This is a genomic window from Streptomyces sp. YKOK-I1, assembly GCF_054660435.1.
Window position 1 is genome coordinate 7,512,873 of sequence record NZ_BAAGDR010000001.1, and the last position, 24,624, is coordinate 7,537,496.

Consider the following 24,624-nt stretch of genomic DNA (forward strand, 5'->3'; position numbering starts at 1 on the left):
CCACCCCTTCCCTCTCTCCACCGAAAGGTGCCCCACTCACCATGCCCGAGCTGGTGTTCTTCTCCGGAACCATGGACTGCGGGAAGTCGACGCTGGCTCTGCAGATAGAGCACAACCGCTCCGCGCGCGGACTGCAGGGCATGATCTTCACCCGTGACGACCGCGCGGGCCAGGGCAAACTCTCCTCCCGCCTCGGCCTCGTCACCGACGCGGTCGAGGTCGAGGACGGCCAGGACCTGTACGCGTATCTCGTCGACCACCTCTCGCAGGGCGGCCGCGCGGACTACGTGATCGCGGACGAGGCGCAGTTCCTCGCCGAGGAGCAGATCGACCAGCTCGCACGCGTGGTCGACGACCTCGGGGTGGACGTCTACGCCTTCGGCATCACCACCGACTTCCGCTCCAAGCTGTTCCCCGGCTCCCAGCGGCTCGTCGAACTCGCCGACCGCGTCGAGGTGCTCCAGGTCGAGGCGCTGTGCTGGTGCGGTGCCCGCGCCACCCACAACGCCCGTACGGTCGGCGGCGTCATGGTCGTCGAGGGCGCCCAGGTCGTCGTCGGCGACGTCAACCAGGCGGACACCGTCGGCTACGAGGTCCTGTGCCGCCGGCACCACCGCCGCCGTATGACCAGCGCATCCGCCCGCGCCGGCGCGCTCTCGCCGGACGTCCTGCCGATCGCCGCTCCCTGAGGCGGGCCCTGCGGTGTGGCACACCGCGGTGTCAGGCGCCGATCTCCGTGGGGGTGCCGGTGGGCAGCAGGCGAAAGCGGTCGCGGATCTCGGCGGGCGCCCGCGCGAGTGCGCGCTCGACGTGCAGCAGGTCCAGCCAGGCCGCGGCCCGGCACGGTTCGGCCACCCGGCCCGGCGGAGCGTCGGCGGGCCGGGCGTCGAACGCCGTGCGCAGACGGGACGCCGTGCCGTGGCCGGTGCGGGGGATGTCGCACAGGACGTCATGCAACAGGCGTACCTGGTGCCCCAGTTGATCGCCGCGCACGGCGAGGACCTGGCGCAACTCCGCCCACTCAGCAGGGTCCTGGGCGTAGGAGGGCCGCCACGATGCGGGCCAGGACGGTCCGCTCCGGGGCGGCGCCCGCGCCGGGGCCCGCGTCGAGGGTGACGGCACGGGCCAGCAGCCGGCGGGCGGCCATCAGATCACCGTCCCGCAGCAGCAGGATCCGCGCCTTGGTGGTCAGGCCGTGCCCCGAGCAGCCCTGATCGTCGAGGTGCTCGCGGGCCTCGTCGAGGAGTTTCTGGGCCAGGCCGAGGCGGCCCGCCTCGCTCGCCAGTTCGGCGGCCTGCTGCAGCCGCCGGGCCGCGTCGGGCGGGGCCGGGCCGAGGGCGGCCGCGGGCTGCCACGCGGTGACGGCCGGGCCGGTGCCGCCGCGCATGCCGACCGCTAGGGCGGCCTGCTCGATCTCGGCGGCTACCTCCTCGCTGGGCTCCACCGCAGCCGCCGCCAGATGCCAGACGCGGCGTTCGGGATCCGTCCGGTACTGCTCGGCCAGCGCGGCAAGGCGTCGGTGAAGGGCCGGTACGTCGACGTCAACCAGCCTGCGCCGGGCTGTCAGTTCAGGGCCGTGACACCCGCTGGGCCCCTCTGGGAGCTGCCTGCCAAACCGACGTCCGCCGCCGTCCGGCCGTCCGGGCGGAGCTGTGCTGCACGACCGGCACCGGCCGTCTGCGGACCGCCCGCACCCGGCTTGCCGCGATGCAACGGCGATGGCTGGACGCCCACCCGGACGTCCTCGCGGACCGTACGGTCCGCCGCGGACCGGGTGCTCGGCGCGGACCGTGCCTCAGCGCGGCCCCTCGATCAGTGCGAAGCGGGCGCCCTCGGGGTCGGTCACGGTGGCCACGCGGCCGTACGCGCTGTCCCGGGCCGGGCCGAGGACGTGTCCGCCGAGGTCGGTGACGAGCGCGAGGGACGCGTCCGCGTCGGCCACCTCGAAGTACGTCACCCAGTGCGGACCCCGGTCCCGGGGCAGGGAGCTGCCCACCCCGTGGATGCCGGCGACCGGCTGCCCGCCGATGTGCAGGGTCACGTAGTCGAAGTCGGCGGACACCTCCGCCTCCTGTGTGTAGCCGAACACCGTCTCGTAGAACTTGGCGACGCTCGCGCTCTCGAAGGTGACCAGCTCGTTCCAGGCGGGGGTGCCCGGCACCCCGGTGATGTTCGTGCCGCGATGGGCCGCCGCCTGCCAGATGCCGAAGACGGCGCCGGAGGGATCGGAGCCGATCGCGAGCCGCCCGGCCTCGGCGGCGTCCAGCGGCCCGACCCCGATGGTGCCGCCGCACAGCCGCACCGTCTCGGCGCTCGCGTCGACGTCGTCGGAGGCGAGGTACGGCGTCCAGGCGACCGGGAGATGGCGGTCCGGGGGCAGTTGGCCGATCCCGGCGACCTCACGGCCGTCGAGAAGGGCCCGCACGTAGGGGCCGAGCTGCTGCGGACCGGGCCGGAAGTCCCAGCCGAAGAGCGCGCCGTAGAACTCCTGCGTGGCCGTCAACCCATGCACCATCAGACTCACCCAACAGGGTGTACCGGGCGCGTACCGGGCCTGTGCTGCGCCGCTCGGGCCGGCCGACCCGGGTGCCTCGGTCATCGTCCCTCTCTCCCCGGCCCCTCGCGGTGACCGTGTCGCTTCCGCCCTCGGAGGATGCCTGATGGGGGGTTTCCCGGCGGTTGACGCGCGGTGGTCGCCGTATGTCGATCGCCTGTACGGCATGTGCTCGATCCCGTACACCCCGTGACCGAGCCTGTCCGGCCGAGCAGAGTAGCCGCAGCCGAGCGTGGGGGCCACCCCCGTGCGCGAGGATGGGGACCATGAACGCCATCATCACCGCAACCGAACTCGTCGGCGACCTGGCGGGGGAGAACCCGCCCGTCGTCCTCGACGTCCGCTGGCAGCTCACCGTGGCGAAGGCGGCGGGCGAGCCGCCCTTCGACGGCCGGGCCGCCTACGCGGCCGGACATGTGCCCGGCGCGGTCTACGTCGACCTCGACCGTGAGCTCGCGGGCGCGGCGGGCGCGGCCGGCCGTCATCCGCTGCCCGGCCTGGCGGAGTTCGGCGCGGCGATGCGCCGGGCGGGTGTGTCGGCCGCCCGGCCGGTCGTCGTGTACGACGGAGGCCAGGGCTGGGCCGCCGCCCGCGCCTGGTGGCTGCTGCGCTGGACGGGCCACCCGGACGTGCGGGTCCTCGACGGCGGGCTGCCGCAGTGGCGCGGCGAGCTCTCGACCGACGTCCCCGCGCGCGGGGAGGGCGACTTCGTGCCGGTGGCGGGCGCCGCGGGCCTGCTCGACGCGGACGGCGCCGCCGAACGGGCGCGCTCCGGGGTGCTGTTCGACGCGCGCGCGGGGGAGCGGTACCGGGGTGAGGTCGAGCCGATCGACCGGGTCGGCGGGCACATCCCGGGTGCGGTGTCGGCGCCCACCACCGACAACGTGGCCCCCGACGGCCGGTTCCTGCCCGCCGAGGAGCTGCACGACCGGTTCAAGGCGCTGGGCGCGTCCGACGGCACCGAGGTGGGCGTGTACTGCGGCTCGGGCGTCTCCGGAGCCCACGAGGTGCTGGCGCTGGCGGTGGCGGGCATCCCTGCGGCGCTGTACGTGGGCTCCTGGTCGGAGTGGTCCTCGGACCCGTCCCGGCCGGTCGCGGTGGGCTCCGACCCGCAGTGACACCGCAATGACACCGCAGTGACCTGCCTCGCATCCGGGCATTCGGAAGGGCCGCACCGAGCAGGTGCGGCCCTTCCGTACGTATACAGGGTCGTGCGAAGCGATTTACCTGAACCGGGCGGGGCCGGGACCGAGTTGCCGTACGGCGTCCCGGTCCCGTCACTCCTGTTTCTTGCGGCGCGTCCCGAACACGATCTCGTCCCAGCTGGGCACGGCGGCCCGGCGTCCGGGACGGACCCCGTCCGCCTCGGCCTGCCGGTCGGTGGCGCCGATCAGCCGGTCGCGGTGGCTGCCCACCGAACGCGGCATCAGGACGTCCGCGTAGGCGGAGCCGGCGGAGGCGGCGGGCGCCGGGGGCTCCTCGGCCTCCGGCTCCTGCTCCTCGGGCTCCTCCGCGGGCTCGGCGGGGCGCTCCGGGACGACCATGTCGCCACGGAAGCTCGGCACCGCCTCCAGCAGGCTGGTCAGCGAGTCCCGCTCCCGCTCGCCGATGCTCTCCTCGGCCGGTTCGGACGGCTGGGCGGGCAGGCTCGGCCGCTCCAGCGCCCGGTCCATCGACCGGTCGCGCGGCAGCCGGGCGATCCGGGGGACGAAGGGAAAGCTGGGCTCCGGGGCGGCGAGGTCGTCGGACTCGCCGATCAGCGAGCGCGCCTCGTCGTCGACGGCCTGGACCAGCCGCCGGGGCGGGTCGTAGGTCCAGCTCGCCGAGTGCGGTTCGCTCGCGACGCAGTAGACGAGCAGGACCTCCCAGGTCCCGTCGTCGCGGCGCCAGGAGTCCCACTGGACGGTGTCCTTCTCGGCGCCGCGCAGCAGCAGCCGCTCTTGGACGGCCTCGCCGAGCTGGGGCCCCGCGGCGTTCTCACCGGGCCTGCGGACGGGTGTCTTGCGGGCCCGCTCGGCCATGAAGGCGCGCTCGGCCAGCACGGGACCCTCGAAGCGGCGGACCCGGTCGACGGGGATGCCCGCCATCTGGGCGACCTCTTCCGCGGTCGCGCCGGCTCGTATACGCGCCTGGATGTCTCGGGGGCGGAGATGGCTCTCCACCTCGATCTCGATCTGGCCGAGGCGGGGACGGTCGCCGCGTACGGCGGCGCGCAGACGCTCATCGATCGGAAGCGTGTACTCCGTGCTGTCCGCAGCCTTCAGCACCAGCCGTGTGCCGTCATTCGAGACGGCCACGACACGCAGTTCGGGCATGGGGACCTCCCGGGTGGTGCCTGCCGACGTCACGTGCGTCGCTGCTTCCGCTAGTCGAGTGTGGCCTGCCCGGGTGCAGCCTGCCACAACCTTGCCGAGTTGCCCGGCGTGTCGGGCGCGGGCCCTGGATCGCCGTTATGGCACGGTTACCTATTCGCCACGCTAAGTGACCAACACCGTCACCCTGTGCAACTAGTCCCCTCCCGGCGGTCCAGCAAGGCCCAGGACACCCTGTAGGGGGCCCGGGCCCAAGGCTCGCAACAGTACTCCATTTGGGCCACGTGCGTGGATTGGCGCGCCGCTCAACTTCTGGCAAGAGGTGCGACTTGGTCGTCCGTTAAGCGGTTTCTGCGATCTTGGAAGTGGCACACTTCCGGCAATCTCCCGAATCGGAACCAGCGGGAGCGCTTCATGCGTTTCCGCCACGGCCGCGGCGTCCGGCTACGCCCCGAGAACCCTCCGCAGGTAGTCGTTCTGGAACAGACGGCCGGGGTCCAGCCGGTCGCGCAGCGCCGTGAACTCCCCGAAACGCGGATAGACCCGGGCGAAGTACTCCGCGTCGCGCGTGTGCACCTTGCCCCAGTGCGGCCGGCCCTCGTGCGCGGTGAAGATCTGCTCGGCGGCCGTGAAGTACCCCTGGTACGCCGTCCCCTTGACCATGTGGACGGCGACGTACGCGCTGTCGCGGCCGGAGGCGGTGGACAGCGCGATGTCGTCGGCCGGCGCGGTGCGGACCTCGACGGGGAAGCTGACCCTGAGGTCGGAACGCTCGACCATCGCCTTCAGCTCGCGCAGCACCTCGGTGACGGCCGCGCGCGGGACGGCGTACTCCATCTCCACGAAGCGCACCCGGCGCGGAGAGGTGAAGACCTTGTAGGGGACGTCGGTGTAGGTCCGCGCGGACAGGGCCTTGCTGGACACCTGGGCGATGGCCGGGATCGTGCCGGGCACCGCCTGGCCGACCCACTGCGCCACCTGGAACACACCGTTGGAGAGGAACTCGTCCTCGATCCAGCCCGAGACCTGGCTCACCGGCTTGCGCGGGCCGGCGCTGCGGTTGTTGCGCTTGGTGTTGGTGTTCCCGGTGTGCGGGAACCAGTAGAACTCGAAGTGCTCGTTCTCGGCCCACAGCTCGTCGAAGTCGGCGAGGACCTTGTCGAACGGCATCGGCTCCTCGCGCGCGGTGAGGAGGAAGACCGGTTCCACCGCGAAGGTGATCGCGGTGACGACGCCGAGGGCACCGAGGCCGATCCGGGCGGCCGCGAAGACCTCCGGGTTCTCCTTCTCCGAACAGCTGAGCACCGAGCCGTCCGCCGTCACCAGCTCCAGGCCCTTGATCTGCGCGGCGATCGAGCCGGAGTCACGGCCGGTGCCGTGGGTGCCGGTGCTGGTGGCCCCGGAGACCGTCTGCTCCATGATGTCGCCCATGTTGGTGAGCGAGAGGCCCTCGCGCAGGAGCGCCATGTTGAGTCTCTTGAGCGGGGTACCGGCCTCCACCGTGACCGTCATGGTGTCACGATCGATCTTGCGGATACCGGTCAACAGTTGAGGGCGGATCAATACGCCGTCCGTGGCGGCGATCGACGTGAAGGAATGGCCGGTACCGACCGCCTTCACCTTCAGGCCGTCCTCGGCCGCCCGGCGCACCGCCGCGGCCAGCTCGTCGACGGAGGCGGGCATGACCTCCCGCGCGGGACGGGCGGTCACATTGCCGCCCCAGTTACGCCACGTGCCGTTCTTCCCGCTCGTTGTGGTGCTCAAGGGTGCCTCCCCGACCCGGAGCCGGCCTGCCGAGCCGGCGGTACCCGAGGAAACCGACCGCGACCGCGACGGCCCCGGACACCGCCGGAACCCCGTACCCGGCCTGTGCCCCGGCCGCGTCGATGACCCAGCCGGCGATCGAGGAGCCGAGCGCCACCCCGACCGCGAGCCCGGTGCTGATCCAGGTCATGCCCTCGGTCAATTGTGCGCGTGGTACGTGCTCTTCGATGAGGGACATGGTGGTGATCATCGTCGGAGCGATGGCCAGTCCCGCAGCGAAGAGCGCCACGGCCAGAAACGGCAAGTTTCCGACCAGTAGGAGGGGGATCATACTCACGGCCATCATGAACACGCCCAGCAGCCAGCGCTTTTCCGGCGCCCCCTTCGGCCGCAGCAGACCGAAGACGAGCCCGGCGACACAGGAACCGGCCGCGTAGAGCGCCAGCACCACGCTCGCGGCGCCCTTGTGGCCCCGCTCGTCGGCGAAGGCGACCGTGACCACGTCGACCGCCCCGAAGATCGTTCCGGTCGCCACGAACGTCACCACCAGGACCTGGAGGCCGGGCGAGCGCAGGGCGCTGCCGCCGCCGCGCTGCTCGCGCGGGTGCGGCACGGGCTCGGTGGCCCGTTGTGCGGTCAGCCAGAAGACCCCGACCGCGAGGAAGCAGGCCGCCAGCAGCGGGCCCGCCTCCGGGAACCAGACCGTGGACAGACCGATCGAGACGATCGGCCCGAAGACGAAGCACACCTCGTCCACCACGGACTCGAAGGAGTACGCCGTGTGCAGCTGCGGCGTGCCCCGGTACAGGGCCGCCCAGCGGGCCCTCACCATCGCGCCGAGGCTCGGCACCGCGCCGATGCCCGCGGCGCACACGAACAGCACCCAGTCCGGCCACCGCAGGTGCGCGGCCAGCAGCAGCCCGGCCGCCGCGACCAGCGCGAAGAGCGTCGCCGGACGCAGCACCCGGCGCTGGCCGTACTGGTCCACCAGGCGGGATATCCGCGGGCCGGCCACGGCGGCCGCCAGCGCGATCGTCGCCGACAGCGCGCCCGCGAGGCCGTAGCGCCCGGTGAGCTGGGAGACCATCGTGACCACGCCGATGCCCATCATCGACAGCGGCATCCGGCCGAGGAACCCCGCGGCGGAGAAGCCCTTGGAGCCGGGAGCGGCGAACAGGGCGCGGTAGGGGCTGGGCACGGGTGTCTCCGGTCGGTCCGGTCACGCGCGCGTGGCGGCTCCGCGCGGCGGGACGTGAAAGCGGCTCGTCGGTGCGTGCCCGGTCACGTTCGGTAAGGTGTGAAGGCAGCCCATACAGCTTACGAGTTAGGCAACCCTAATGCACCGGCGCGCACGCCCCGCGCGGGCACCCCCGGTACCGCGCCCGGTCCGGCCCCCGGTGCGCCCCGCCGTTTCCCGGCTGTCGGAGGCGGGTGGCAGGATCGGACTCATGCCAGACGCGCTCGATGCCACCCCCTACGACGCCCTGCTCCTGCTCTCCTTCGGCGGCCCGGAAGGCCCGGACGACGTGGTCCCGTTCCTGGAGAACGTGACCCGCGGGCGCGGCATCCCGAAGGAACGCCTCAAGGAGGTCGGGCAGCACTACTTCCGGTTCGGCGGGGTCAGCCCCATCAACGACCAGAACCGCGCCCTCCTGGACGCCCTGCGCAAGGACTTCGCCGACCACGGCCTGGACCTGCCGGTCTACTGGGGCAACCGCAACTGGGCCCCCTACCTCACCGACACCCTGCGCGAGATGGTCGCCGACGGCCGCCGCCACGTCCTCGTCCTCGCCACCAGCGCCTACGCCTCCTACTCGGGCTGCCGCCAGTACCGCGAGAACCTCGCCGACTCCCTGGCCGCCCTGGAGGCGGAGGGCCTGCCCCTGCCGAAGATCGACAAGCTGCGGCACTACTTCAACCACCCGGGCTTCCTGGAGCCCATGATCGACGGCGTCCTGCGGTCGCTCGCCGACCTCCCCGAGGACCTCCGCGACGGCGCCCACATCGCCTTCTCCACCCACTCGATCCCCGACGCGTCGGCCGACACCTCCGGACCCGTGGAGGACCACGGCGACGGCGGCGCGTACGTGAAGCAGCACCTGGACGTGGCCCGTCTGATCGCCGACGCCGTCCGCGACCGCACCGGCGTCGACCACCCCTGGCAGCTCGTCTACCAGTCCCGCTCCGGCGCCCCGCACATCCCCTGGCTGGAGCCCGACATCTGCGACCACCTCGAGGAGCGCCACGCGGCCGGAGTCCCCGCGGTCGTGATGGCGCCCATCGGCTTCGTCTCCGACCACATGGAGGTCCTCTACGACCTCGACACCGAGGCCACGGCCAAGGCCGCGGAGCTGGGCCTGCCGGTGCGCCGCTCGGCCACCGTCGGCGCCGACCCGCGGTTCGCCGCCGCCGTCCGCGAACTGGTCCTGGAGCGCGCCGCCGCCGAGAGCGGCCGACCGGTCGGCCCGTGCGCCCTGGGCGCGCTCGGCGCGAGCCACGACCTGTGCCCCGTCGGGTGCTGCCCGGCCCGCGCGCCCCGGCCCGCCGCCGCCGGCGCCGACAGCCCCTACGCGTGAGGAGCCCCGTGACCGACCCCCTCCACCCGGACCTGCTCGCCCTCGCCCGGGAGGCCGCCCGGCGGGCCGGCGAGCTGCTGCGGGACGGCCGCCCGGCCGACCTCGCGGTGGCCGCCACCAAGTCGAGCCCGATCGACGTGGTGACCGAGATGGACATCGCCGCCGAGAAGCTGATCACCGGCCTGATCTCCGAGCACCGGCCCCACGACGGCTTCCTCGGCGAGGAGGGCGCCGCCAGCCCGGGCAGCACCGGCATCCGCTGGGTGATCGACCCCCTCGACGGCACGGTCAACTACCTCTACGGCCTGCCCACCTGGGCCGTCTCCATCGCCGCCGAGCAGGACGGCGAGACCGTCGTCGGGGTCGTGGAGATCCCGATGCGCGGGGAGTCGTACCACGCCGTACGCGGCGGGGGCGCCCGCGCGACCGGTGCCTGGGAGGGCGAGCGGGAGCTGTCCTGCCGTGCCCCGGCCCCGCTCGACCAGGCCCTGGTCTCCACCGGCTTCAACTACGTCACCGAGGTCCGCACCCACCAGGCCGACGTGGCGCAGCGGCTCATCCCGCTGCTGCGGGACATCCGGCGCAGCGGGTCGGCCGCCGTGGACCTGGCCGACGTGGCCGCCGGCCGGCTGGACGGCTACTACGAGCGCGGTCTGCACCCGTGGGACCTCGCGGCGGGCGACCTCATCGCCCGGGAGGCGGGCGCCCTGACCGGTGGACGCCCCGGAGAGCGCCCCTCACGCGATCTGGCGATCGCCGCCACCCCGGCCGTCTTCGAGCCCCTCCAGCGCCTCCTGGAGGACTTCGGCGCCTGGCACGACTGAGGTCCGGGGCGCGCACCCCGCACGACGGCCCGCCGACGTGCACACGACGCGCACACGAAGGGGCCCCGGCGCTGGATTCGCCGGGGCCCCTCCGTCACGCGTGCGAACGACGCGTACGCGTACCAACCGCTCAGACGCTTGTCGCGCCGACCTCCACACCATGTTCGGCGGCGAGGCGTCGCAGGTCGTCGAGCTCGGCCTGCTCCACCTCGACGAGGAAGTCGTCGCCCTCGTCGAGAGCCCTGGTCAGATCGGACTCGGTCGCCCTTATGCGCTGCAGAAGTCCTGCGGTGAATGCGTCCATGCTGCGCCCCCTCGTCCTGGGTCGTGGGTCGATGGCACGGGGGTGTGCCGGTTCGGAAGGGGCGATCACGTCTCCAGTAGGTGCCCAGCGCTGCCCTGCCGGGCGGCGACGGTGCCGGACACCCACGCCCACTCTGCGGCAAGCGGATCGCGGAGTGCCACATGGTGTTGCGGCACATGCAGAGCGTGATCGCGGGGTGTAAAGCCGTCCTCCCCCCGCTCCCTTCCACGGAAACCTCAACCCAACGAGAAAATCTCGCATTCCCGGGCTTCATACCTGTCCTTCATCGCGCCCTCACCGTCTTACCGCCGACTTATGGCCGAAAAGGGCAGGATGGAAGCACACACCCACCAGGACCCCTGCCCGCGTGCGCTCACGGAGCGCTACGGGTGGACACAGGAAGGACAAGCGACGTGCGCGTACTCGTCGTCGAGGACGAGCAGCTGCTCGCCGATGCGGTGGCCACCGGACTGCGCCGGGAGGCCATGGCCGTCGACGTCGTGTACGACGGTGCGGCCGCCCTGGAACGCATCGGCGTCAACGACTACGACGTGGTCGTCCTCGACCGCGACCTCCCCCTCGTGCACGGCGACGACGTCTGCCGCAAGATCGTCGAGCTCGGCATGCCCACGCGCGTGCTGATGCTCACGGCCTCCGGCGACGTCAGCGACCGCGTGGAGGGCCTGGAGATCGGCGCCGACGACTACCTCCCCAAGCCCTTCGCGTTCAGCGAGCTCATCGCCCGTGTGCGGGCCCTCGGCCGGCGCACCAGCGTGCCGCTGCCGCCCGTCCTGGAGCGCGCCGGCATCAAGCTCGACCCCAACCGCCGCGAGGTCTTCCGCGACGGCAAGGAGGTCCAGCTCGCGCCCAAGGAGTTCGCCGTCCTGGAGGTCCTGATGCGCAGCGAGGGCGCCGTCGTCTCCGCGGAACAGCTCCTGGAGAAGGCGTGGGACGAGAACACCGACCCGTTCACCAACGTCGTCCGCGTGACCGTCATGACGCTCCGCCGCAAGCTCGGCGAACCTCCGGTGATCGTCACCGTGCCCGGCTCCGGCTACCGGATCTGACGGCCGTGGCCGCCGCACCCGCGCCTCCCCAGGCGCCCCCGAAGCCCACCTGGGACCCCAGGAGGCCGCAGGCCCCCTTCCCCTGGCTGCGCCCCACGATCCGGATACGCCTGACCCTGCTGTACGGCGGCATGTTCCTGATCGCCGGCATCCTGCTGCTGTCGATCATCTACCTGCTGGCCGCGCAGGCCATCAGCACGGGCAACCAGCCGCCGTTCAAGATCGTGAGCGCCAGCAACGAGATCAAGGTCGCCAGCGCCGACTGCCCCGCGGTCAACAACGCCACCGGTCTGACGCTCACCCAGTTCAACTCGGCGATCAGCGACTGCATCGACCACTCCCGCCAGGCCGCCCTGGACAACCTCCTCAGCCGCTCCCTGCTGGCCCTGCTGGGCCTCGCCGTGATCGCCTTCGCCTTCGGCTACGCCATGGCCGGACGGGTGCTGTCGCCGCTCGGGCGGATCACCCGCACCGCGCGCGCCGTGGCAGGCTCGGACCTCTCCCGCCGGATCGAGCTGGACGGCCCGGACGACGAGTTCAAGGAGCTCGCGGACACCTTCGACGACATGCTGGAGCGCCTCCAGCGGGCCTTCACCGCCCAGCAGCGCTTCGTAGGCAACGCCTCGCACGAGCTGCGCACACCGCTGGCGATCAACCGCACGCTGCTCGAGGTGCACCTCTCCGACCCGAACGCGCCGGTGGAGCTGCAGCAGCTCGGCAAGACTCTGCTGGCCACCAACGAGCGCAGTGAGCAGCTCGTGGAGGGCCTGCTGCTGCTCGCCCGCAGCGACAACCAGATCGTCGAGCGCAAGCCGGTGGACCTGGCCGAGGTCGCCGAGCAGGCCGTCGACCAGGTGCACGCGGAGGCGGAGGCCAAGGGCGTGGTGATCCGCGGCGAGCAGAAGCCCGCGGTCGTCCAGGGCAACGGCGTCCTGCTGGAGCGCATCGCGTTGAACCTGGTGCAGAACGCCGTGCGCTACAACGTTCCGGAGGACGGCTGGGTCGAGGTGACCACCGAGGTCCAGCACGGGCACGCGGTCCTGGTCGTGTCCAACACCGGGCCGGTCGTGCCGGCGTACGAGATCGACAATCTCTTCGAGCCGTTCCGGCGGCTGCGCACGGAGCGTACGGGCAGCGACAAGGGGGTCGGGCTCGGGCTGTCCATCGCGCGGTCCGTGGCCCGGGCGCACGGCGGGCACATCGCGGCCCAGCCGCGGGAGGGGGGAGGGCTCGTGATGCGGGTCACCCTGCCCGTCTGAGATCATGTCGCCGACACACGCGGGGATGTTCGCTTTGCGCGGAATTCTCAGGACTCGGCCAGGGCGGCCCCGTGTGTGATCGATCACAAGGGCGAATTTCCGGCCATCTACTCTCCGTGATCATGACGCCTGCCGGAAAGCCCGGAAAATCCGGGTTTTCGGGGGTCCTGATCACGGGAAGTACACGGTGAGACGCCTTTGAAGTGCGGCATCAGGACCGTGTACGGTCCCGATCGCCATCCAAGCCGATCACTCATGAGGAGTCCGGTTGGGTGTCGATTGAGTAACAGACCTTGATGTGAGGCAAAATCTCCGCCTCGAGGCGGGCACAAGTCCGGCCTCTCACGCGTTACGTGCGCTGGAGACACCGCATTCACCCAGAGGGGGAGAGGCGAAATGGCAACCGATTACGACACCCCACGCAAGACCGACGACGATGTCGACTCCGACAGCCTTGAAGAGCTGAAGGCCCGGCGGAACGACAAGTCCGCCTCCGCCGTCGACGTCGACGAGTTCGAGGCCGCGGAAGGACTGGAGCTCCCTGGAGCGGACCTGTCCAACGAGGAACTGGCCGTCCGGGTGCTTCCCAAGCAGCAGGACGAGTTCACCTGCATGAGCTGCTTCCTGGTGCACCACCGCAGCCAGCTGGCCCGGGAGAAGAACGGTCAGCCGATCTGCCGCGACTGCGACTGAGGCGGGGTCGGCCGTGACTGGCTCGACCCCCTCTCGGAAGCGCCGCTTCCGCAAGCCGGGAGCGGACCAAGGGCCGTCCGACGGTCCTCACGGCGTGCGTGACGACGAGCGAGGCTCATCCGGTACGGGAGTGGTCCCTGCGGGATCGGCCTCGCTCGGTACGGCAGACGGCGGGGCTGACCTCCCGGTGTCTGAGCGGGGACCCGCGCCCGTCGCGAGACGGCGGGCCGCGGTGATCCGCGACAAGGCCAGGGACCTGGCCCGGGAAGGCGTCCGCAAGGGCGGGGACCGCGCCAGGGCCGGTCTGGCCTACCTCGCGGACCGGATCATCGAGATCGCCCCGAGGATCCCCGTACGGGACCTCAGGACGCTCCGCAGACAGTTCCCCGGCCTCGGGCCGGAACAGCTCGCCGACAAGCTCGTGGCGGGCGCCGCGAACGCCACGTCCACGGTCGGCGCGGGCGTCGGCGCGGCGGCCATGCTGCCGGTGCCGCCCGCGATGCCGACCGAACTGGCCGCGGAGATCACCGGGGTGGCCGCGATCGAGCTGAAGCTCATCGCCGAACTGCACGAGGTGTACGGCCTCAGACCGCCCGGCACCCTCAAGGACCGCAGCACGGCCTATCTGCGCGCCTGGTCGGGCGAGCGCGGCATCGACCCGCTCAAGCCGTCCTCGGTCAACTCCGCGCTCGGCGGCCAGATGAAACGCGAGCTGCGCCAGCAGATCATGAAGCGGCTCGTCCGCGACCTGCCGATGCTGGTGCCGTTCCTGGTGGGCGCCGTCGTGGGCGCCGCCATGAACCGGCGCGACACCAAGAAGCTGGCCGCGAGGATCCGCGCCGATCTGCGCAAGGCCCAGGTGCCCTGGGAGGCCCTGGCGGACCTGCCGCCGCTGGAGAGGCCCGAACACCCGCTGGACATGACGGAGCTCCCCGGACATCCCAGGGAGCTCGGGTACTGAGCCGGGGCGTCGCGCGCCTAGACCGCGGCCTCCCGCGCCGTCCGCAGCGCCTGCGCCAGCCGCTCCGGCTCCCGCGTCGACAGATACAGGTACGGCGTCGGGTCCTCCGGATCGGTGACCTGCACCTTCAGCGCGGTGGGGATGTAGGCGCGCAGCAGCAGGAACGCGCGCACGTCCGCCTTGTACGTGCGCCAGGCACGCGCCTCCTCCGGGTCCAGCACCTCCGCCTCGCCGAGGGCCGCGACCGGGATCTTCGCCTCGCCCGCGATCAGCGCGTCCCCGACCACCCGGATGCGCACGGACCCGTACGAGCTGGCGGCGACCGCGGCGACCGCGGTGCCGCCGACCAGACCGCCCAGCAGCGGCAGCGTGCCGAAGGGCAGCAGGATCAGGGCGAAGGAGACGCCCACGAGGAACGAGATCAGCCACCACGTGCGGGGGGCGGTGAGACGTTCTTCGTAAGGGGTGGCGGAGAGCTGCATGGAGTCAAGCTTGGCACGGTGCCCGGTATTGGCCGACGCGCGGGTAAGGTCTGCGGCTGTGAGTGGTACTTCCGCAGCTCTTCAGCCTCCCGCCGACGCCGTGAAACCCGTTCGGCACCCCGATGCTCCCGCGCCCGGCGAGCTTCTCGGTGCCCACTACGAACAGTGTTTCGGGTGCGGCGGCGGACAGGCGCACGGGCTGCACCTCCAGGCGCGGGCCGGCGAGGGGGTCACCGTCACCGCCGAGTTCACCGTGCAGCCCGCCCACCAGGGCGCTCCGGGGCTCGCGCACGGCGGGGTGCTGGCCACCGCCCTCGACGAGACGCTCGGCTCGCTGAACTGGCTGCTGCGCACCATCGCGGTGACCGGCCGGCTGGAGACCGACTTCGTCCGGCCGGTGCCCGTCGGCACCACCCTGCACCTGGAGGCCGAGGTGACGGCGGTCGCCCGGCGGAAGATCTACTCGACGGCCACCGGACGCATCGGCGGCCCCGATGGTCCCGTCGCGGTCCGTGCCGACGCGCTCTTCGTCGAGGTCGAGGTGGCGCACTTCGTGCATCACGGCCGCGAGGAGGAGATCCAGGCGGCCATGAGCGACCCCGACCAGGTCCGGCGTGCCCGCGCCTTCGAGGTGAACCCGTGAGCCGTGCCCCCCTGAACGTCCTGATCCGGCGCGTCCACCCCGACGTACCGCTTCCGGCGTACGAACACCCCGGGGACGCGGGGGCGGACCTGCGGACCACCGAGGCCTGTGAACTGGGGCCCGGGGAACGGGCCGTGCTGCCCACGGGGGTGTCCGTCGCGCTGCCCGAGGGGTACGCGGCCTTCGTGCATCCCCGGTCGGGGCTCGCGGCCCGCTGCGGAGTCGGACTCGTGAATGCCCCGGGGACGGTTGATGCCGGGTACCGTGGGGAGATCAAGGTGATCGTGGTGAATCTCGACCCGCGCGAGTCCGTGCGGTTCGAGCGCTTCGACCGGATTGCCCAACTGGTCGTCCAGCAGGTCGAGAGGGTCCGCTTCCAGGAGGTCGCGGAGCTTCCCGAATCGGCACGGGCCGCGGGGGGCTTCGGGTCCACCGGCGGGCATGCCGCGGTGGGCGATGCAAGCGGTCAGGCCGCCCTGGGCGGCAGTGTGGGTGGGTATCGATACGCATCGGTCGTATCCGACCGGGAAGGACAGTGACGTGTTCGGACGTCGCAAGAAGAAGGGTGCCGCCGAGGACGCGGCCGGCGAGGCCGAGCAGGTCGTCGACAGTGTCGACACTGAGGCGGACGAAGAGGTAACGGGCGAGCGGGAGCGCGTCCGGCTCGAGCCCGAGCCGCGGCCCGACGGACCCTGGGACAGCTCCGAGGTCCGCGACCCGGCCGAGGGCCGGGTGGACCTGGGCGGTCTGTTCGTGCCGGGCGTCGAGGGCATGGAGCTGCGCGTCGAGGTCGCGGGCGACGCGATCGTCGCCGCCACCGTCGTCCTGCGCGACAGCGCCGTCCAGCTCCAGGCCTTCGCCGCGCCCAAGCGCGAGGGCATCTGGGGCGAGGTACGCGAGGAGATCGGTTCGGGCATCACCCAGCAGGGCGGGATCATCGACGAGGTCGAGGGCCCGCTGGGCTGGGAGCTGCGGGCCCAGGTCCCGGTGCAGCTGCCGGACGGCACCGGCGGCTTCCATGTCGTCCGGTTCGTGGGGGTGGACGGCCCCCGCTGGTTCCTGCGCGGAGTGATCTCCGGCCAGGGCGCGGTGCAGCCGCAGGCCGCCGGGCTGCTCGAGCAGATCTTCCGGGACACGGTCGTGGTGCGCGGGGACGGCCCGATGGCGCCGCGCGACCCCATCGTCCTCAAGCTGCCGAACGACGCGCAGATGGTGCCCGAGGGCATCCAGCAGCAGGACGAGGGCTCCCGCTTCTCCGGAGGCATGGGCCAGCTCCAGCGCGGACCGGAGATCACCGAGGTCCGCTAGCCGCGAAGCTTCGAGAGTCGAGAGAGAGCCGCACCCTTCCGGGGTGCGGCTTTTTTCGGCCCGGCTCGACTTCACCGCGCCCGGGTGAACGTCGCCCGGACGACCCCGCGTGACCCTCGCCCCCCCCGCGTCAGGGTTGTGTCAAAGGCGCCCCTCGGCGCACCGCTCGCCCCATTTGTCGGGCCCGATGGCCGTAGGGTCGACGCTGCGTAGGCAGGAGTCACGGGAAGACAATGGGGCCATGGCGCGCGGCAAGCTTCGGATCTACCTCGGTGCGGCACCGGGCGTGGGCAAGACCTACGCCATGCTGTCCGAGGCGCACCGCCGGGTGGAACGCGGTACGGACTGCGTGGTGGCCTTCGTCGAGCACCACGGCCGCACCCGCACCGAGGTCATGCTGCACGGCCTGGAGCAGATCGCGCGCCGCGAGCTGGAGCACCGGGGCGCCGTCTTCACCGAGATGGACGTGGACGCCGTCCTCGCCCGCCACCCGCAGGTCGCCCTGGTGGACGAACTCGCACACACCAACGTCCCCGGCTCGCGCCACGCCAAGCGCTGGCAGGACGTGGAGGAACTCCTCGCGGCCGGCGTCGACGTCGTGTCCACCGTCAACATCCAGCACCTGGAGTCCCTCGGGGACGTGGTCGAGTCCATCACCGGCGTACGGCAGCAGGAGACCGTGCCCGACGAGTTCGTCCGGCGGGCCGACCAGATCGAGCTGGTCGACATGTCACCGGAGGCCCTGCGCCGCAGAATGGCGCACGGCAACATCTACCGGCCGGACAAGGTCGACGCGGCCCTGTCCAACTACTTCCGGCCCGGCAACCTCACCGCCCTGCGCGAGCTCGCCCTGCTGTGGGTGGCCGACCGGGTCGACGCGTACCTGAAGCGGTACCGCAGCGAGCACCGGGTGTCGGCGATCTGGGGCTCGCGCGAGCGGATCGTCGTCGGACTCACCGGCGGCCCGGAGGGCCGCACCCTCATCCGGCGGGCCGCCCGGCTCGCCGAGAAGGGCGCAGGCGGCGAGGTCCTCGCCGTCTACATCGCCCGCAGCGACGGACTGACCTCGGCCTCGCCCAAGGAGCTGGCCGTCCAGCGCACCCTCGTGGAGGACCTCGGCGGCACCTTCCACCACGTGGTCGGCGACGACATACCGGCCGCGCTGCTCGACTTCGCCCGGGGGGTGAACGCCACCCAGATCGTCCTCGGCTCCTCGCGCCGCAAGGCCTGGCAGTACGTCTTCGGGCCGGGCGTCGGCGCCACGGTCGCCCGTGAGTCAGGTCCCGACCTCGACGTGCACATCGTCACGCACGGCGAGGTGGCCAAGGGCCGGGGGCTGCCCGTGGCCCGGGGCGCCCGGCTCGGGCGGGCCCGGATCATCTGGGGCTGGCTCGTCGGCCTGGGCGGCCCGGTGGTCCTCGCGCTGCTGCTGAACACCGTCCACCTCGGGCTCGCCAACGACATGCTGCTGTTCCTGGCCGTGACCGTGGCCGCCGCGCTGCTCGGCGGACTGCTGCCGGCGCTGGCCTCGGCGGCGCTGGGCTCGCTGCTGCTGAACTTCTTCTACACCCCGCCCCTGCACCGGTGGACGATCGCGGACCCGAAGAACATCATCGCCATAGTGATCTTCGTGGGGGTGGGGGTGTCCGTGGCGTCGGTGGTCGACCTGGCGGCCCGGCGCACCCACCAGGCGGCCCGGCTGAGAGCCGAGTCGGAGATCCTCTCCTTCCTCGCGGGCAATGTGCTGCGCGGCGAGACCAGCCTGGAGGCCCTGCTGGAACGGGTCCGGGAGACCTTCGGCATGGAGTCGGCGGCGCTGCTGGAGCGGGCGGACGACCGGGCCCCGTGGACCTGCGCGGGCCATGTGGGCCTCGGGCGGCCGGTGCAGCGCCCGGACGAGGCGGACGTGGACGTTCCGGTCGGCGACCGCGCGGCGCTGGCGCTCACCGGCCGGGTGCTGCCCGCCGAGGACCGCCGGGTGCTGGCCGCGTTCGCCGCGCAGGCCGTCGTCGTACTGGACCGCAGACGACTGAAGGAGGAGGCCGAGCACGCCCGCGCGCTGGCCGAGGGAAACCGGATCCGTACCGCGCTGCTGGCCGCCGTCAGCCACGATCTGCGCACCCCGCTGGCCGGGATCAAGGCCGCGGTCTCCAGTCTGCGGTCCGACGACGTGACCTGGTCCGAGGAGGACCGCGCGGAGCTGCTCGAAGGCATCGAGGAGGGCGCCGACCGGCTCGACCACCTGGTGGGCAATCTGCTCGACATGTCCCGTCTCCAGACCGGGACGGTCACGCCGATCATCCGGGAGATCGACCTCGACGAGGTGGTGCCGATGGCCCTCGGCGGGGTCCCCGACCCGGAGGAGAGCGTCGAGCTGGACATCCCCGAGACCCTGCCCATGGTCGCGGTCGACGCCGGGCTGCTGGAGCGGTCGGTGGCCAACCTCGTGGAGAACGCGGTCAAGTACAGCCCGGACGGCGAACCGGTGCTGGTCGCCGCGAGCGCGCTCTCCGACCGTGTCGAGGTCCGGGTGGTGGACCGCGGGCCGGGCGTCCCCGACGAGGCCAAGGAGCGGATCTTCGCGCCCTTCCAGCGCCACGGCGACGCACCGCGCGGGGCGGGCGTGGGGCTGGGGCTCGCGGTGGCGCGCGGCTTCGCCGAGGCCATGGGCGGCACGCTCAACGCCGAGGACACACCCGGCGGAGGCCTCACCATGGTCCTCACGCTGCGCGCGGCGGCGGTGCCGGCACCGCCCGGCGCGGACCCCGCGGCACCGCCCGCGGCACCAGGACGTTCGGTACGACCGGAAAGGCAGGCTTCATGGTGAGTCCTGCTGGGGGAAGCTCCCAGACCGCCACCAGGGTGCTGGTGATCGACGACGAGCCGCAGATCGTGCGCGCCCTCGTGATCAACCTCAAGGCGCGCAAGTACGAGGTCGACGCCGCCCACGACGGCGCCACCGCCCTCCGGCTCGCCGCCGCCCGCCACCCGGACGTGGTGGTCCTCGACCTCGGACTGCCCGACATGGACGGCGTCGAGGTGATCAGGGGGCTGCGGGGCTGGACCCGGGTGCCGATCCTGGTGCTGTCGGCCCGGCACTCCTCGGACGAGAAGGTCGAGGCGCTCGACGCGGGCGCCGACGACTACGTCACCAAGCCCTTCGGCATGGACGAGCTGCTGGCCCGGCTGCGCGCCGCCGTACGCCGGGCCGAGCCGGCCGGGGGCGGGGAGGACGACGTCCTGGTGGAGACCGACGGCTTCACCGTCGACCTCGCCGCGAAGAAGGTCCACCGGGACGGCCGGGACGTCCGGCTCACCCCCACCGAGTGGCATCTGCTGGAGGTGCTGGTGCGCAACACCGGGCGCCTGGTCGGGCAGAAGCAGCTCCTCCAGGAGGTGTGGGGGCCGTCGTACGGCACCGAGACGAACTACCTGCGGGTCTACATGGCCCAGCTCAGACGGAAGCTGGAGGCGGACCCCTCGCATCCGAGGCACTTCATCACCGAGCCGGGGATGGGCTACCGCTTCGAGAAGTGAGCCGCCCCGTGGTGGGCGGGACGGGTTACTGCCGTGTCGGCGGGCCCCGGTACGCTTTCAGACATGAGTGGTGTTCCGCGTTCCGAGAAGCCGGTGGGCCGGTTCCGGCGCATGCTCGACCGGCTCTCCTCGTCCCAGGAGGACCTGGAGTCCCAGGAGCTGCGGGAGGACGCCGAGACGGCCGGCTGTGTCCGGATCGGCGACTGCCAGGACCGGCAGATCGTCACGGTTACTGGTACCTTGCGCACGGTCACCCTGCGTCCGCGCGCCGGAGTCCCGGCCCTGGAGGCCGAGCTGTTCGACGGCAGCGCCGCGCTGGACGTGGTGTGGCTGGGCCGGCGCTCCATCGTGGGCATAGAACCGGGGCGCAGGCTCATCGCATCGGGCCGGGTCTCCATGAGCAGAGGCCGCCGGGTGCTGTTCAACCCGAAGTACGAACTGAGACCCCTCGGTAGGGAGTAGCCGGTGACGTCGCTCGACAAGCCGACCGAAGACACGACCGCGGAGGACACCGCCGCGGCCGACGCCCGGGCGGTGACCGAGGCCGCGCTGTTCGAGGCGTTCGGCGGGCTGCGGGGCATGATCGAGACGGTCGTGCCCGGCCTGCTCTTCGTCACCATCTTCACGATCAACAAGGACCTGCACATGTCCGCGATCGCCGCGCTCGCGGTGTCGCTGGTCCTGGTCGTGGTCCGGCTGGCGATGAAGGACACCGTCAAGCACGCCTTCAGCGGGGTCTTCGGGGTCGCCTTCGGCGTCGTCTTCGCGATGATGACCGGCAACGCCAAGGACTTCTACCTCCCCGGCATGCTCTACACGCTGGGCCTGGCGCTGGCGTACATCATCACGACGCTGTGCGGGGTCCCGCTGATCGGTCTGATCCTCGGCCCGGTCTTCAAGGAGAACCTCTCCTGGCGCAAGCGCAACCCGGGCCGCAAGAAGGCGTACGCCAAGGCGAGCTGGGCGTGGGGCCTGATCCTGCTCGCCAAGTGCGCGATCCTCTTCCCGCTGTACTGGTGGGCGAACACCGCGCAGCTGGGCTGGGTCCTGGTCGCGCTGAAGATCCCGCCCTTCCTGCTGGCGGTCTGGCTGACCTGGGTCTTCCTGGCGAAGGCGCCCGCGCCGATCGATGTGTTCGCCGAGATGGAGGCGGAGGAGAAGGCGCAGGAGAAGGCGGAGGCCGAGCGGAAGGCTGCCGCCGAGGCCGCCGGCGGACGGCACCGCCGGGACGGCTGAGGCCTGGGGGCTGCCGCCCCCAGACCCCCGCGTCCTCAAGCGTCGGACGGGCTGAGAACTACTGCTCGCGCCGTACCGACAACAGGTCCTCCAGCTGCTCCTCCCGCGCCTGTGCGGCCACGAAGAGCAGTTCGTCGCCCGGTTCCAGGGAGTCCTCCCTGGTCGGGGTGAGGACCCTGGTGCCGCGGATGATGGTGACCAGGGAGGTGTCCTCCGGCCACTCGACGTCGCCGACCTGGGTGCCGGCCAGCGCCGACTCCTCGGGGAGGGTCAGCTCGACGAGGTTGGCGTCGCCGTGGCTGAAGCGCAGCAGCCGGACCAGGTCGCCGACCGAGACCGCCTCCTCGACCAGGGCGGACATCAGCCGGGGCGTGGAGACGGCGACGTCGACGCCCCAGGACTCGTTGAAGAGCCACTCGTTCTTGGGGTTGTTGACGCGGGCGACGACACGCGGGACGCCGTACTCCGTCTTCGCCAGCAGCGACACCACCAGGTTGACCTTGTCGTCACCGGTGGCGGCGATCACGACGTTGCAGCGCTGGAGCGCCGCCTCGTCCAGGGACGTGATCTCGCAGGCGTCGGCGAGCAGCCACTCCGCCTGGGGGACGCGCTCGACCGAGATGGCGGTCGGCGCCTTGTCGACGAGCAGGACCTCGTGGCCGTTCTCCAGCAGCTCGCCCGCGATCGAGCGGCCGACGGCTCCGGCTCCGGCGATGGCGACCCTCATCAGTGACCGCCTTCCTTCGGGCCCTCGGCGAACGACGCCTCGACCTTCTCGACCTCGTCGGTACGCATCATCACATGCACCAGGTCGCCCTCCTGCAGCACCGTCTGCGAGGTGGGCAGCATCGCCTCGCCGAGGCGGGTCAGGAACGCCACCCGGACGCCCGTCTCCTCCTGGAGCTTGCTGATCTTGTGGCCGACCCAGGACGGGGCCGCGTGCACCTCGGCGAGCTGGACGCCGCCGGTGGGGTCGCGCCACAGCGGTTCGGCGCCCGAGGGCAGCAGCCGGCGCAGCATCTGGTCGGCCGTCCAGCGGACGGTGGCGACGGTGGGGATGCCCAGGCGCTGGTAGACCTCGGCGCGGCGCGGGTCGTAGATCCGGGCGGCGACGTTCTCGATGCCGAACATCTCGCGGGCCACCCGGGCCGCGATGATGTTGGAGTTGTCGCCGCTGGAGACGGCGGCGAAGGCGCCGGCCTCCTCGATGCCCGCCTCGCGCAGGGTGTCCTGGTCGAAGCCGACCCCGGTGACACGACGGCCGCCGAACCCGGAGCCCAGTCGTCGGAAGGCGGTGGGGTCCTGGTCGATCACGGCGACCGTGTGCCCCTGTTGCTCCAGGGTCTGGGCGAGAGCGGAGCCCACTCTGCCGCAGCCCATGATGACGATGTGCATGGCCCTACACCGTGCCTTCGGCAGACCCTCTGACCTGCCCAAATGTCGTGTTCATTTCCCTCTAACGGCTCGTCGGGCTACACCTTGCGGCCTGATTGCGGGCCGCCAGGCAACATCATGCCGGTGATTTCCGTCAGAAAACCCGCTCAGGAGCCGGGATGTCGCACGCGGCCGCCCGTCTTTCAACCTACCGGTAGGGCCGTACGGGCCCGTGCGCGGGGCGCGAACGCCCACCGCGGCCGGCGACCGGTGCGGTGCCGTTCCTGCGCTCCGGTCTCGCCGCACACCACCGGCCCCGTCCGCCGGGCAGGCCCTAGCATGGCGGGCCGGTCACGGTGGGCAGTGGTTGTCCGTACTCAAGAGCCGTGACACCGTGAGGAGTTGGCCATGACGACTGATTTCCCGCTGTCCCGGACGACGCGTCCCGTGCCCGAGCCCGAGCGTGCGGCGGTCCTCGCCGCGCCGGAGTTCGGTCGGCACTTCACCGATCACATGGCCTCCGCGGTGTGGACACCGGACGGCGGCTGGCACGACCGCAGGGTCGGCCCGCTCGAACCGTTCACGCTGCACCCCGGCGCCGCCGTGCTGCACTACGCGCAGGAGATCTTCGAGGGCCTCAAGGCGTACCGGCACGCCGACGGCAGCGTCTGGCTGTTCCGGCCCGAGGCCAACGCCCGCCGTTTCGCCCGCTCCGCCCGGCGGCTGGCGCTGCCGGAGCTGCCGGAGGAGGACTTCCTCGCCAGTGTGGAGGGGCTGATCCGTGCCGACGAGGCGTGGGTTCCCACGCCCACCGGCGAGGAGAGTCTCTACATCCGGCCGTTCATGTTCGCCACCGAGGCGTACCTCGGCGTACGGCCCTCCGTACAGGTGACCTACTCCGTGATCGCCGGCCCGGCGGGCCCGTACTTCGCCTGCGGCGTCACCGGCGTCACCCTGTGGGTGAGCAGCCGCTACAGCCGCTCGGCCGCCGGCGGGACCGGCGCGGCCAAGTGCGGCGGCAACTACGCCGCGAGCCTGGCCGCGCAGCTGGAGGCCCAGGAGCACGGCTGCGACCAGGTGATGTACCTGGACAGCGCGGGCGAGGGCAGGCTGGAGGAGTCCGGCACGATGAACCTGTGCCTGGTCACCTCGGCCGGTGAGCTCGTCACGCCGGCGCTCGGCACCATCCTGGAGGGCGTCACCCGTGACACCGTCCTCGCGCTGGCCGCCGAGTTCGGGCTGACCCCGGTGGAGCGGTCGGTCACTCTCGACGAACTGCGCTCCGGGGCGGCCGACGGCACCGTCACCGAGGTGTTCGCCGCCGGCACGGCCGCGGTGATCACGCCGATCGTCCGCTTCAAGGGCGACGGCTACGACTTCACCGTCGGCGGCGGCGAACCCGGCAAGCAGACCGTGGCACTGCGCACTCACGTCCTGGACATCCAGTACGGCCGCACCGAGGACCGGCACGGCTGGCTGCGCCGCGTGCTGTGATCCCGGAGGCCTCAGCGGCGGCTGATGCTCCAGAGACTGAGAAAGGCAAGGATTCCGAGGCCGACGAGCGTGCCGGCGGCGCCGATCAGCTCCGCGGTCGTGTGCATGGAACCTCCGATGAGCGGCGGCGTACGGGGTTTGTCATATAGACATGGCGATCGGTGCGGCCGCGGAATCCGCAGCCGACGCGTGGCCGAATTCACCCGGGAGGCAGACGCGGGACTCCGGCACACGGC

Annotated in this window: 26 protein-coding genes; 16 read left to right on the plus strand and 10 right to left on the minus strand. The window is 72.0% G+C overall.

The window, feature by feature from the left end:
- The first annotated feature begins 41 nt into the window (after positions 1-41).
- Entirely contained in the window at positions 42-689 is a 648-nt protein-coding gene (locus tag ACYQ8Q_RS33505) for a thymidine kinase (protein ID WP_460070341.1), read from the plus strand.
- Positions 690-720: 31 nt separating this feature from the next.
- On the opposite strand, the gene ACYQ8Q_RS33510 is transcribed toward ACYQ8Q_RS33505, so the two are convergent.
- The 3 genes from ACYQ8Q_RS33510 to ACYQ8Q_RS33520 form a co-directional block, all read right to left on the minus strand.
- On the minus strand, positions 721-993 hold the full coding sequence (locus tag ACYQ8Q_RS33510) for a hypothetical protein (RefSeq protein WP_460070342.1): 273 nt from the start codon (positions 991-993) through the stop codon (positions 721-723).
- Between the two features lie 28 nt (positions 994-1,021).
- Positions 1,022-1,444 (minus strand): hypothetical protein, encoded by a 423-nt coding sequence (locus ACYQ8Q_RS33515; protein WP_460070344.1) that lies wholly within the window; start codon positions 1,442-1,444, stop codon positions 1,022-1,024.
- A 351-nt stretch (positions 1,445-1,795) separates the two neighbouring features.
- Positions 1,796-2,599, minus strand: coding sequence for a VOC family protein (locus ACYQ8Q_RS33520; protein ID WP_460070346.1), 804 nt, complete (start codon positions 2,597-2,599; stop codon positions 1,796-1,798).
- A 221-nt stretch (positions 2,600-2,820) separates the two neighbouring features.
- Between ACYQ8Q_RS33520 and ACYQ8Q_RS33525 the strand changes: the two genes are divergently transcribed.
- Entirely contained in the window at positions 2,821-3,672 is an 852-nt protein-coding gene (locus tag ACYQ8Q_RS33525) for a sulfurtransferase (RefSeq protein ID WP_460070347.1), read from the plus strand.
- 159 nt (positions 3,673-3,831) lie between these two features.
- On the opposite strand, the gene sepH is transcribed toward ACYQ8Q_RS33525, so the two are convergent.
- The 3 genes from sepH to ACYQ8Q_RS33540 form a co-directional block, all read right to left on the minus strand.
- Positions 3,832-4,869 carry a septation protein SepH gene (gene sepH, locus ACYQ8Q_RS33530; RefSeq protein ID WP_460070349.1) on the minus strand — a complete coding sequence of 346 codons (1,038 nt, stop codon included), beginning with the start codon at positions 4,867-4,869 and terminating at the stop codon, positions 3,832-3,834.
- Positions 4,870-5,310: 441 nt separating this feature from the next.
- Positions 5,311-6,630, minus strand: coding sequence for a D-arabinono-1,4-lactone oxidase (locus ACYQ8Q_RS33535; protein WP_460070351.1), 1,320 nt, complete (start codon positions 6,628-6,630; stop codon positions 5,311-5,313).
- On the minus strand, positions 6,590-7,828 hold the full coding sequence (locus tag ACYQ8Q_RS33540) for an MFS transporter (protein ID WP_460070353.1): 1,239 nt from the start codon (positions 7,826-7,828) through the stop codon (positions 6,590-6,592). The genes ACYQ8Q_RS33535 and ACYQ8Q_RS33540 overlap by 41 nt, the downstream gene beginning before the upstream one ends.
- A gap of 250 nt (positions 7,829-8,078) precedes the next feature.
- Between ACYQ8Q_RS33540 and ACYQ8Q_RS33545 the strand changes: the two genes are divergently transcribed.
- Entirely contained in the window at positions 8,079-9,206 is a 1,128-nt protein-coding gene (locus ACYQ8Q_RS33545; RefSeq protein WP_460070355.1) for a ferrochelatase, read from the plus strand.
- An 8-nt stretch (positions 9,207-9,214) separates the two neighbouring features.
- Positions 9,215-10,030, plus strand: coding sequence for an inositol monophosphatase family protein (locus tag ACYQ8Q_RS33550; protein WP_460070357.1), 816 nt, complete (start codon positions 9,215-9,217; stop codon positions 10,028-10,030).
- Between the two features lie 130 nt (positions 10,031-10,160).
- Here the strand turns inward: ACYQ8Q_RS33550 and ACYQ8Q_RS33555 are convergent, their stop codons facing one another.
- Positions 10,161-10,334: a hypothetical protein gene (locus tag ACYQ8Q_RS33555; RefSeq protein WP_166663599.1), complete on the minus strand. Its 174-nt coding sequence runs from the start codon at positions 10,332-10,334 to the stop codon at positions 10,161-10,163.
- A 413-nt stretch (positions 10,335-10,747) separates the two neighbouring features.
- Between ACYQ8Q_RS33555 and ACYQ8Q_RS33560 the strand changes: the two genes are divergently transcribed.
- The 4 genes from ACYQ8Q_RS33560 to ACYQ8Q_RS33575 all read left to right on the plus strand — a co-directional run bounded on the left by ACYQ8Q_RS33560 (position 10,748) and on the right by ACYQ8Q_RS33575 (position 14,314).
- Complete coding sequence (locus ACYQ8Q_RS33560; protein WP_003993508.1) at positions 10,748-11,401, plus strand: response regulator transcription factor; 654 nt, start codon at positions 10,748-10,750, stop codon at positions 11,399-11,401.
- 5 nt (positions 11,402-11,406) lie between these two features.
- A complete protein-coding gene (locus tag ACYQ8Q_RS33565) occupies positions 11,407-12,660 on the plus strand; it encodes a sensor histidine kinase (protein WP_460070360.1) in 1,254 nt (417 codons plus the stop codon).
- Between the two features lie 396 nt (positions 12,661-13,056).
- The gene (locus ACYQ8Q_RS33570; protein WP_003993510.1) at positions 13,057-13,353 is read left to right on the plus strand and encodes a DUF4193 domain-containing protein; all 297 of its coding nucleotides are present in this window, start codon (positions 13,057-13,059) and stop codon (positions 13,351-13,353) included.
- Between the two features lie 13 nt (positions 13,354-13,366).
- Entirely contained in the window at positions 13,367-14,314 is a 948-nt protein-coding gene (locus tag ACYQ8Q_RS33575) for a hypothetical protein (protein WP_460070363.1), read from the plus strand.
- A 17-nt stretch (positions 14,315-14,331) separates the two neighbouring features.
- Here the strand turns inward: ACYQ8Q_RS33575 and ACYQ8Q_RS33580 are convergent, their stop codons facing one another.
- Positions 14,332-14,796: a DUF3093 domain-containing protein gene (locus ACYQ8Q_RS33580; RefSeq protein WP_460070365.1), complete on the minus strand. Its 465-nt coding sequence runs from the start codon at positions 14,794-14,796 to the stop codon at positions 14,332-14,334.
- A 58-nt stretch (positions 14,797-14,854) separates the two neighbouring features.
- Between ACYQ8Q_RS33580 and ACYQ8Q_RS33585 the strand changes: the two genes are divergently transcribed.
- The 7 genes from ACYQ8Q_RS33585 to ACYQ8Q_RS33615 all read left to right on the plus strand — a co-directional run bounded on the left by ACYQ8Q_RS33585 (position 14,855) and on the right by ACYQ8Q_RS33615 (position 21,520).
- Complete coding sequence (locus tag ACYQ8Q_RS33585) at positions 14,855-15,439, plus strand: PaaI family thioesterase (RefSeq protein WP_460070367.1); 585 nt, start codon at positions 14,855-14,857, stop codon at positions 15,437-15,439.
- Positions 15,436-15,978, plus strand: coding sequence for a dUTP diphosphatase (dut, locus tag ACYQ8Q_RS33590; RefSeq protein WP_055633559.1), 543 nt, complete (start codon positions 15,436-15,438; stop codon positions 15,976-15,978). The genes ACYQ8Q_RS33585 and dut overlap by 4 nt, the downstream gene beginning before the upstream one ends.
- A 1-nt stretch (position 15,979) precedes the next feature.
- Entirely contained in the window at positions 15,980-16,747 is a 768-nt protein-coding gene (locus ACYQ8Q_RS33595; RefSeq protein WP_460070369.1) for a DUF3710 domain-containing protein, read from the plus strand.
- A gap of 241 nt (positions 16,748-16,988) precedes the next feature.
- The gene (locus ACYQ8Q_RS33600) at positions 16,989-19,574 is read left to right on the plus strand and encodes an ATP-binding protein (protein WP_460070371.1); all 2,586 of its coding nucleotides are present in this window, start codon (positions 16,989-16,991) and stop codon (positions 19,572-19,574) included.
- Complete coding sequence (locus ACYQ8Q_RS33605) at positions 19,568-20,284, plus strand: response regulator (protein ID WP_460070373.1); 717 nt, start codon at positions 19,568-19,570, stop codon at positions 20,282-20,284. The genes ACYQ8Q_RS33600 and ACYQ8Q_RS33605 overlap by 7 nt, the downstream gene beginning before the upstream one ends.
- A 63-nt stretch (positions 20,285-20,347) precedes the next feature.
- The gene (locus ACYQ8Q_RS33610) at positions 20,348-20,746 is read left to right on the plus strand and encodes an OB-fold nucleic acid binding domain-containing protein (RefSeq protein ID WP_055633564.1); all 399 of its coding nucleotides are present in this window, start codon (positions 20,348-20,350) and stop codon (positions 20,744-20,746) included.
- A gap of 3 nt (positions 20,747-20,749) precedes the next feature.
- Entirely contained in the window at positions 20,750-21,520 is a 771-nt protein-coding gene (locus ACYQ8Q_RS33615) for a DUF3159 domain-containing protein (protein ID WP_460070375.1), read from the plus strand.
- A 58-nt stretch (positions 21,521-21,578) separates the two neighbouring features.
- Here the strand turns inward: ACYQ8Q_RS33615 and ACYQ8Q_RS33620 are convergent, their stop codons facing one another.
- Entirely contained in the window at positions 21,579-22,247 is a 669-nt protein-coding gene (locus ACYQ8Q_RS33620) for a potassium channel family protein (RefSeq protein WP_055633566.1), read from the minus strand.
- Positions 22,247-22,915: a potassium channel family protein gene (locus ACYQ8Q_RS33625; RefSeq protein WP_358989664.1), complete on the minus strand. Its 669-nt coding sequence runs from the start codon at positions 22,913-22,915 to the stop codon at positions 22,247-22,249. Before ACYQ8Q_RS33625 ends, ACYQ8Q_RS33620 begins: the two co-directional genes overlap by 1 nt.
- Positions 22,916-23,302: 387 nt before the next feature.
- Between ACYQ8Q_RS33625 and ACYQ8Q_RS33630 the strand changes: the two genes are divergently transcribed.
- Positions 23,303-24,388: a branched-chain amino acid aminotransferase gene (locus tag ACYQ8Q_RS33630; protein WP_460070378.1), complete on the plus strand. Its 1,086-nt coding sequence runs from the start codon at positions 23,303-23,305 to the stop codon at positions 24,386-24,388.
- The last annotated feature ends 236 nt before the right edge of the window (positions 24,389-24,624 follow it).

What these genes read in the sequence shown, in the direction of transcription:
- ACYQ8Q_RS33520 (WP_460070346.1), bottom strand. Translation starts at nt 2,599, where the DNA reads ATGACCGAGGCACCCGGGTCGGCCGGCCCGAGCGGCGCAGCACAGGCC.
- ACYQ8Q_RS33610 (WP_055633564.1), top strand. Translation starts at nt 20,348, where the DNA reads ATGAGTGGTGTTCCGCGTTCCGAGAAGCCGGTGGGCCGGTTCCGGCGC.
- ACYQ8Q_RS33570 (WP_003993510.1), top strand. Translation starts at nt 13,057, where the DNA reads ATGGCAACCGATTACGACACCCCACGCAAGACCGACGACGATGTCGAC.
- ACYQ8Q_RS33625 (WP_358989664.1), bottom strand. Translation starts at nt 22,915, where the DNA reads ATGCACATCGTCATCATGGGCTGCGGCAGAGTGGGCTCCGCTCTCGCC.
- ACYQ8Q_RS33630 (WP_460070378.1), top strand. Translation starts at nt 23,303, where the DNA reads ATGACGACTGATTTCCCGCTGTCCCGGACGACGCGTCCCGTGCCCGAG.
- ACYQ8Q_RS33600 (WP_460070371.1), top strand. Translation starts at nt 16,989, where the DNA reads ATGGCGCGCGGCAAGCTTCGGATCTACCTCGGTGCGGCACCGGGCGTG.
- ACYQ8Q_RS33555 (WP_166663599.1), bottom strand. Translation starts at nt 10,334, where the DNA reads ATGGACGCATTCACCGCAGGACTTCTGCAGCGCATAAGGGCGACCGAG.
- sepH (WP_460070349.1), bottom strand. Translation starts at nt 4,869, where the DNA reads ATGCCCGAACTGCGTGTCGTGGCCGTCTCGAATGACGGCACACGGCTG.
- ACYQ8Q_RS33580 (WP_460070365.1), bottom strand. Translation starts at nt 14,796, where the DNA reads ATGCAGCTCTCCGCCACCCCTTACGAAGAACGTCTCACCGCCCCCCGC.
- ACYQ8Q_RS33545 (WP_460070355.1), top strand. Translation starts at nt 8,079, where the DNA reads ATGCCAGACGCGCTCGATGCCACCCCCTACGACGCCCTGCTCCTGCTC.
- ACYQ8Q_RS33505 (WP_460070341.1), top strand. Translation starts at nt 42, where the DNA reads ATGCCCGAGCTGGTGTTCTTCTCCGGAACCATGGACTGCGGGAAGTCG.
- ACYQ8Q_RS33525 (WP_460070347.1), top strand. Translation starts at nt 2,821, where the DNA reads ATGAACGCCATCATCACCGCAACCGAACTCGTCGGCGACCTGGCGGGG.
- ACYQ8Q_RS33605 (WP_460070373.1), top strand. Translation starts at nt 19,568, where the DNA reads ATGGTGAGTCCTGCTGGGGGAAGCTCCCAGACCGCCACCAGGGTGCTG.
- ACYQ8Q_RS33620 (WP_055633566.1), bottom strand. Translation starts at nt 22,247, where the DNA reads ATGAGGGTCGCCATCGCCGGAGCCGGAGCCGTCGGCCGCTCGATCGCG.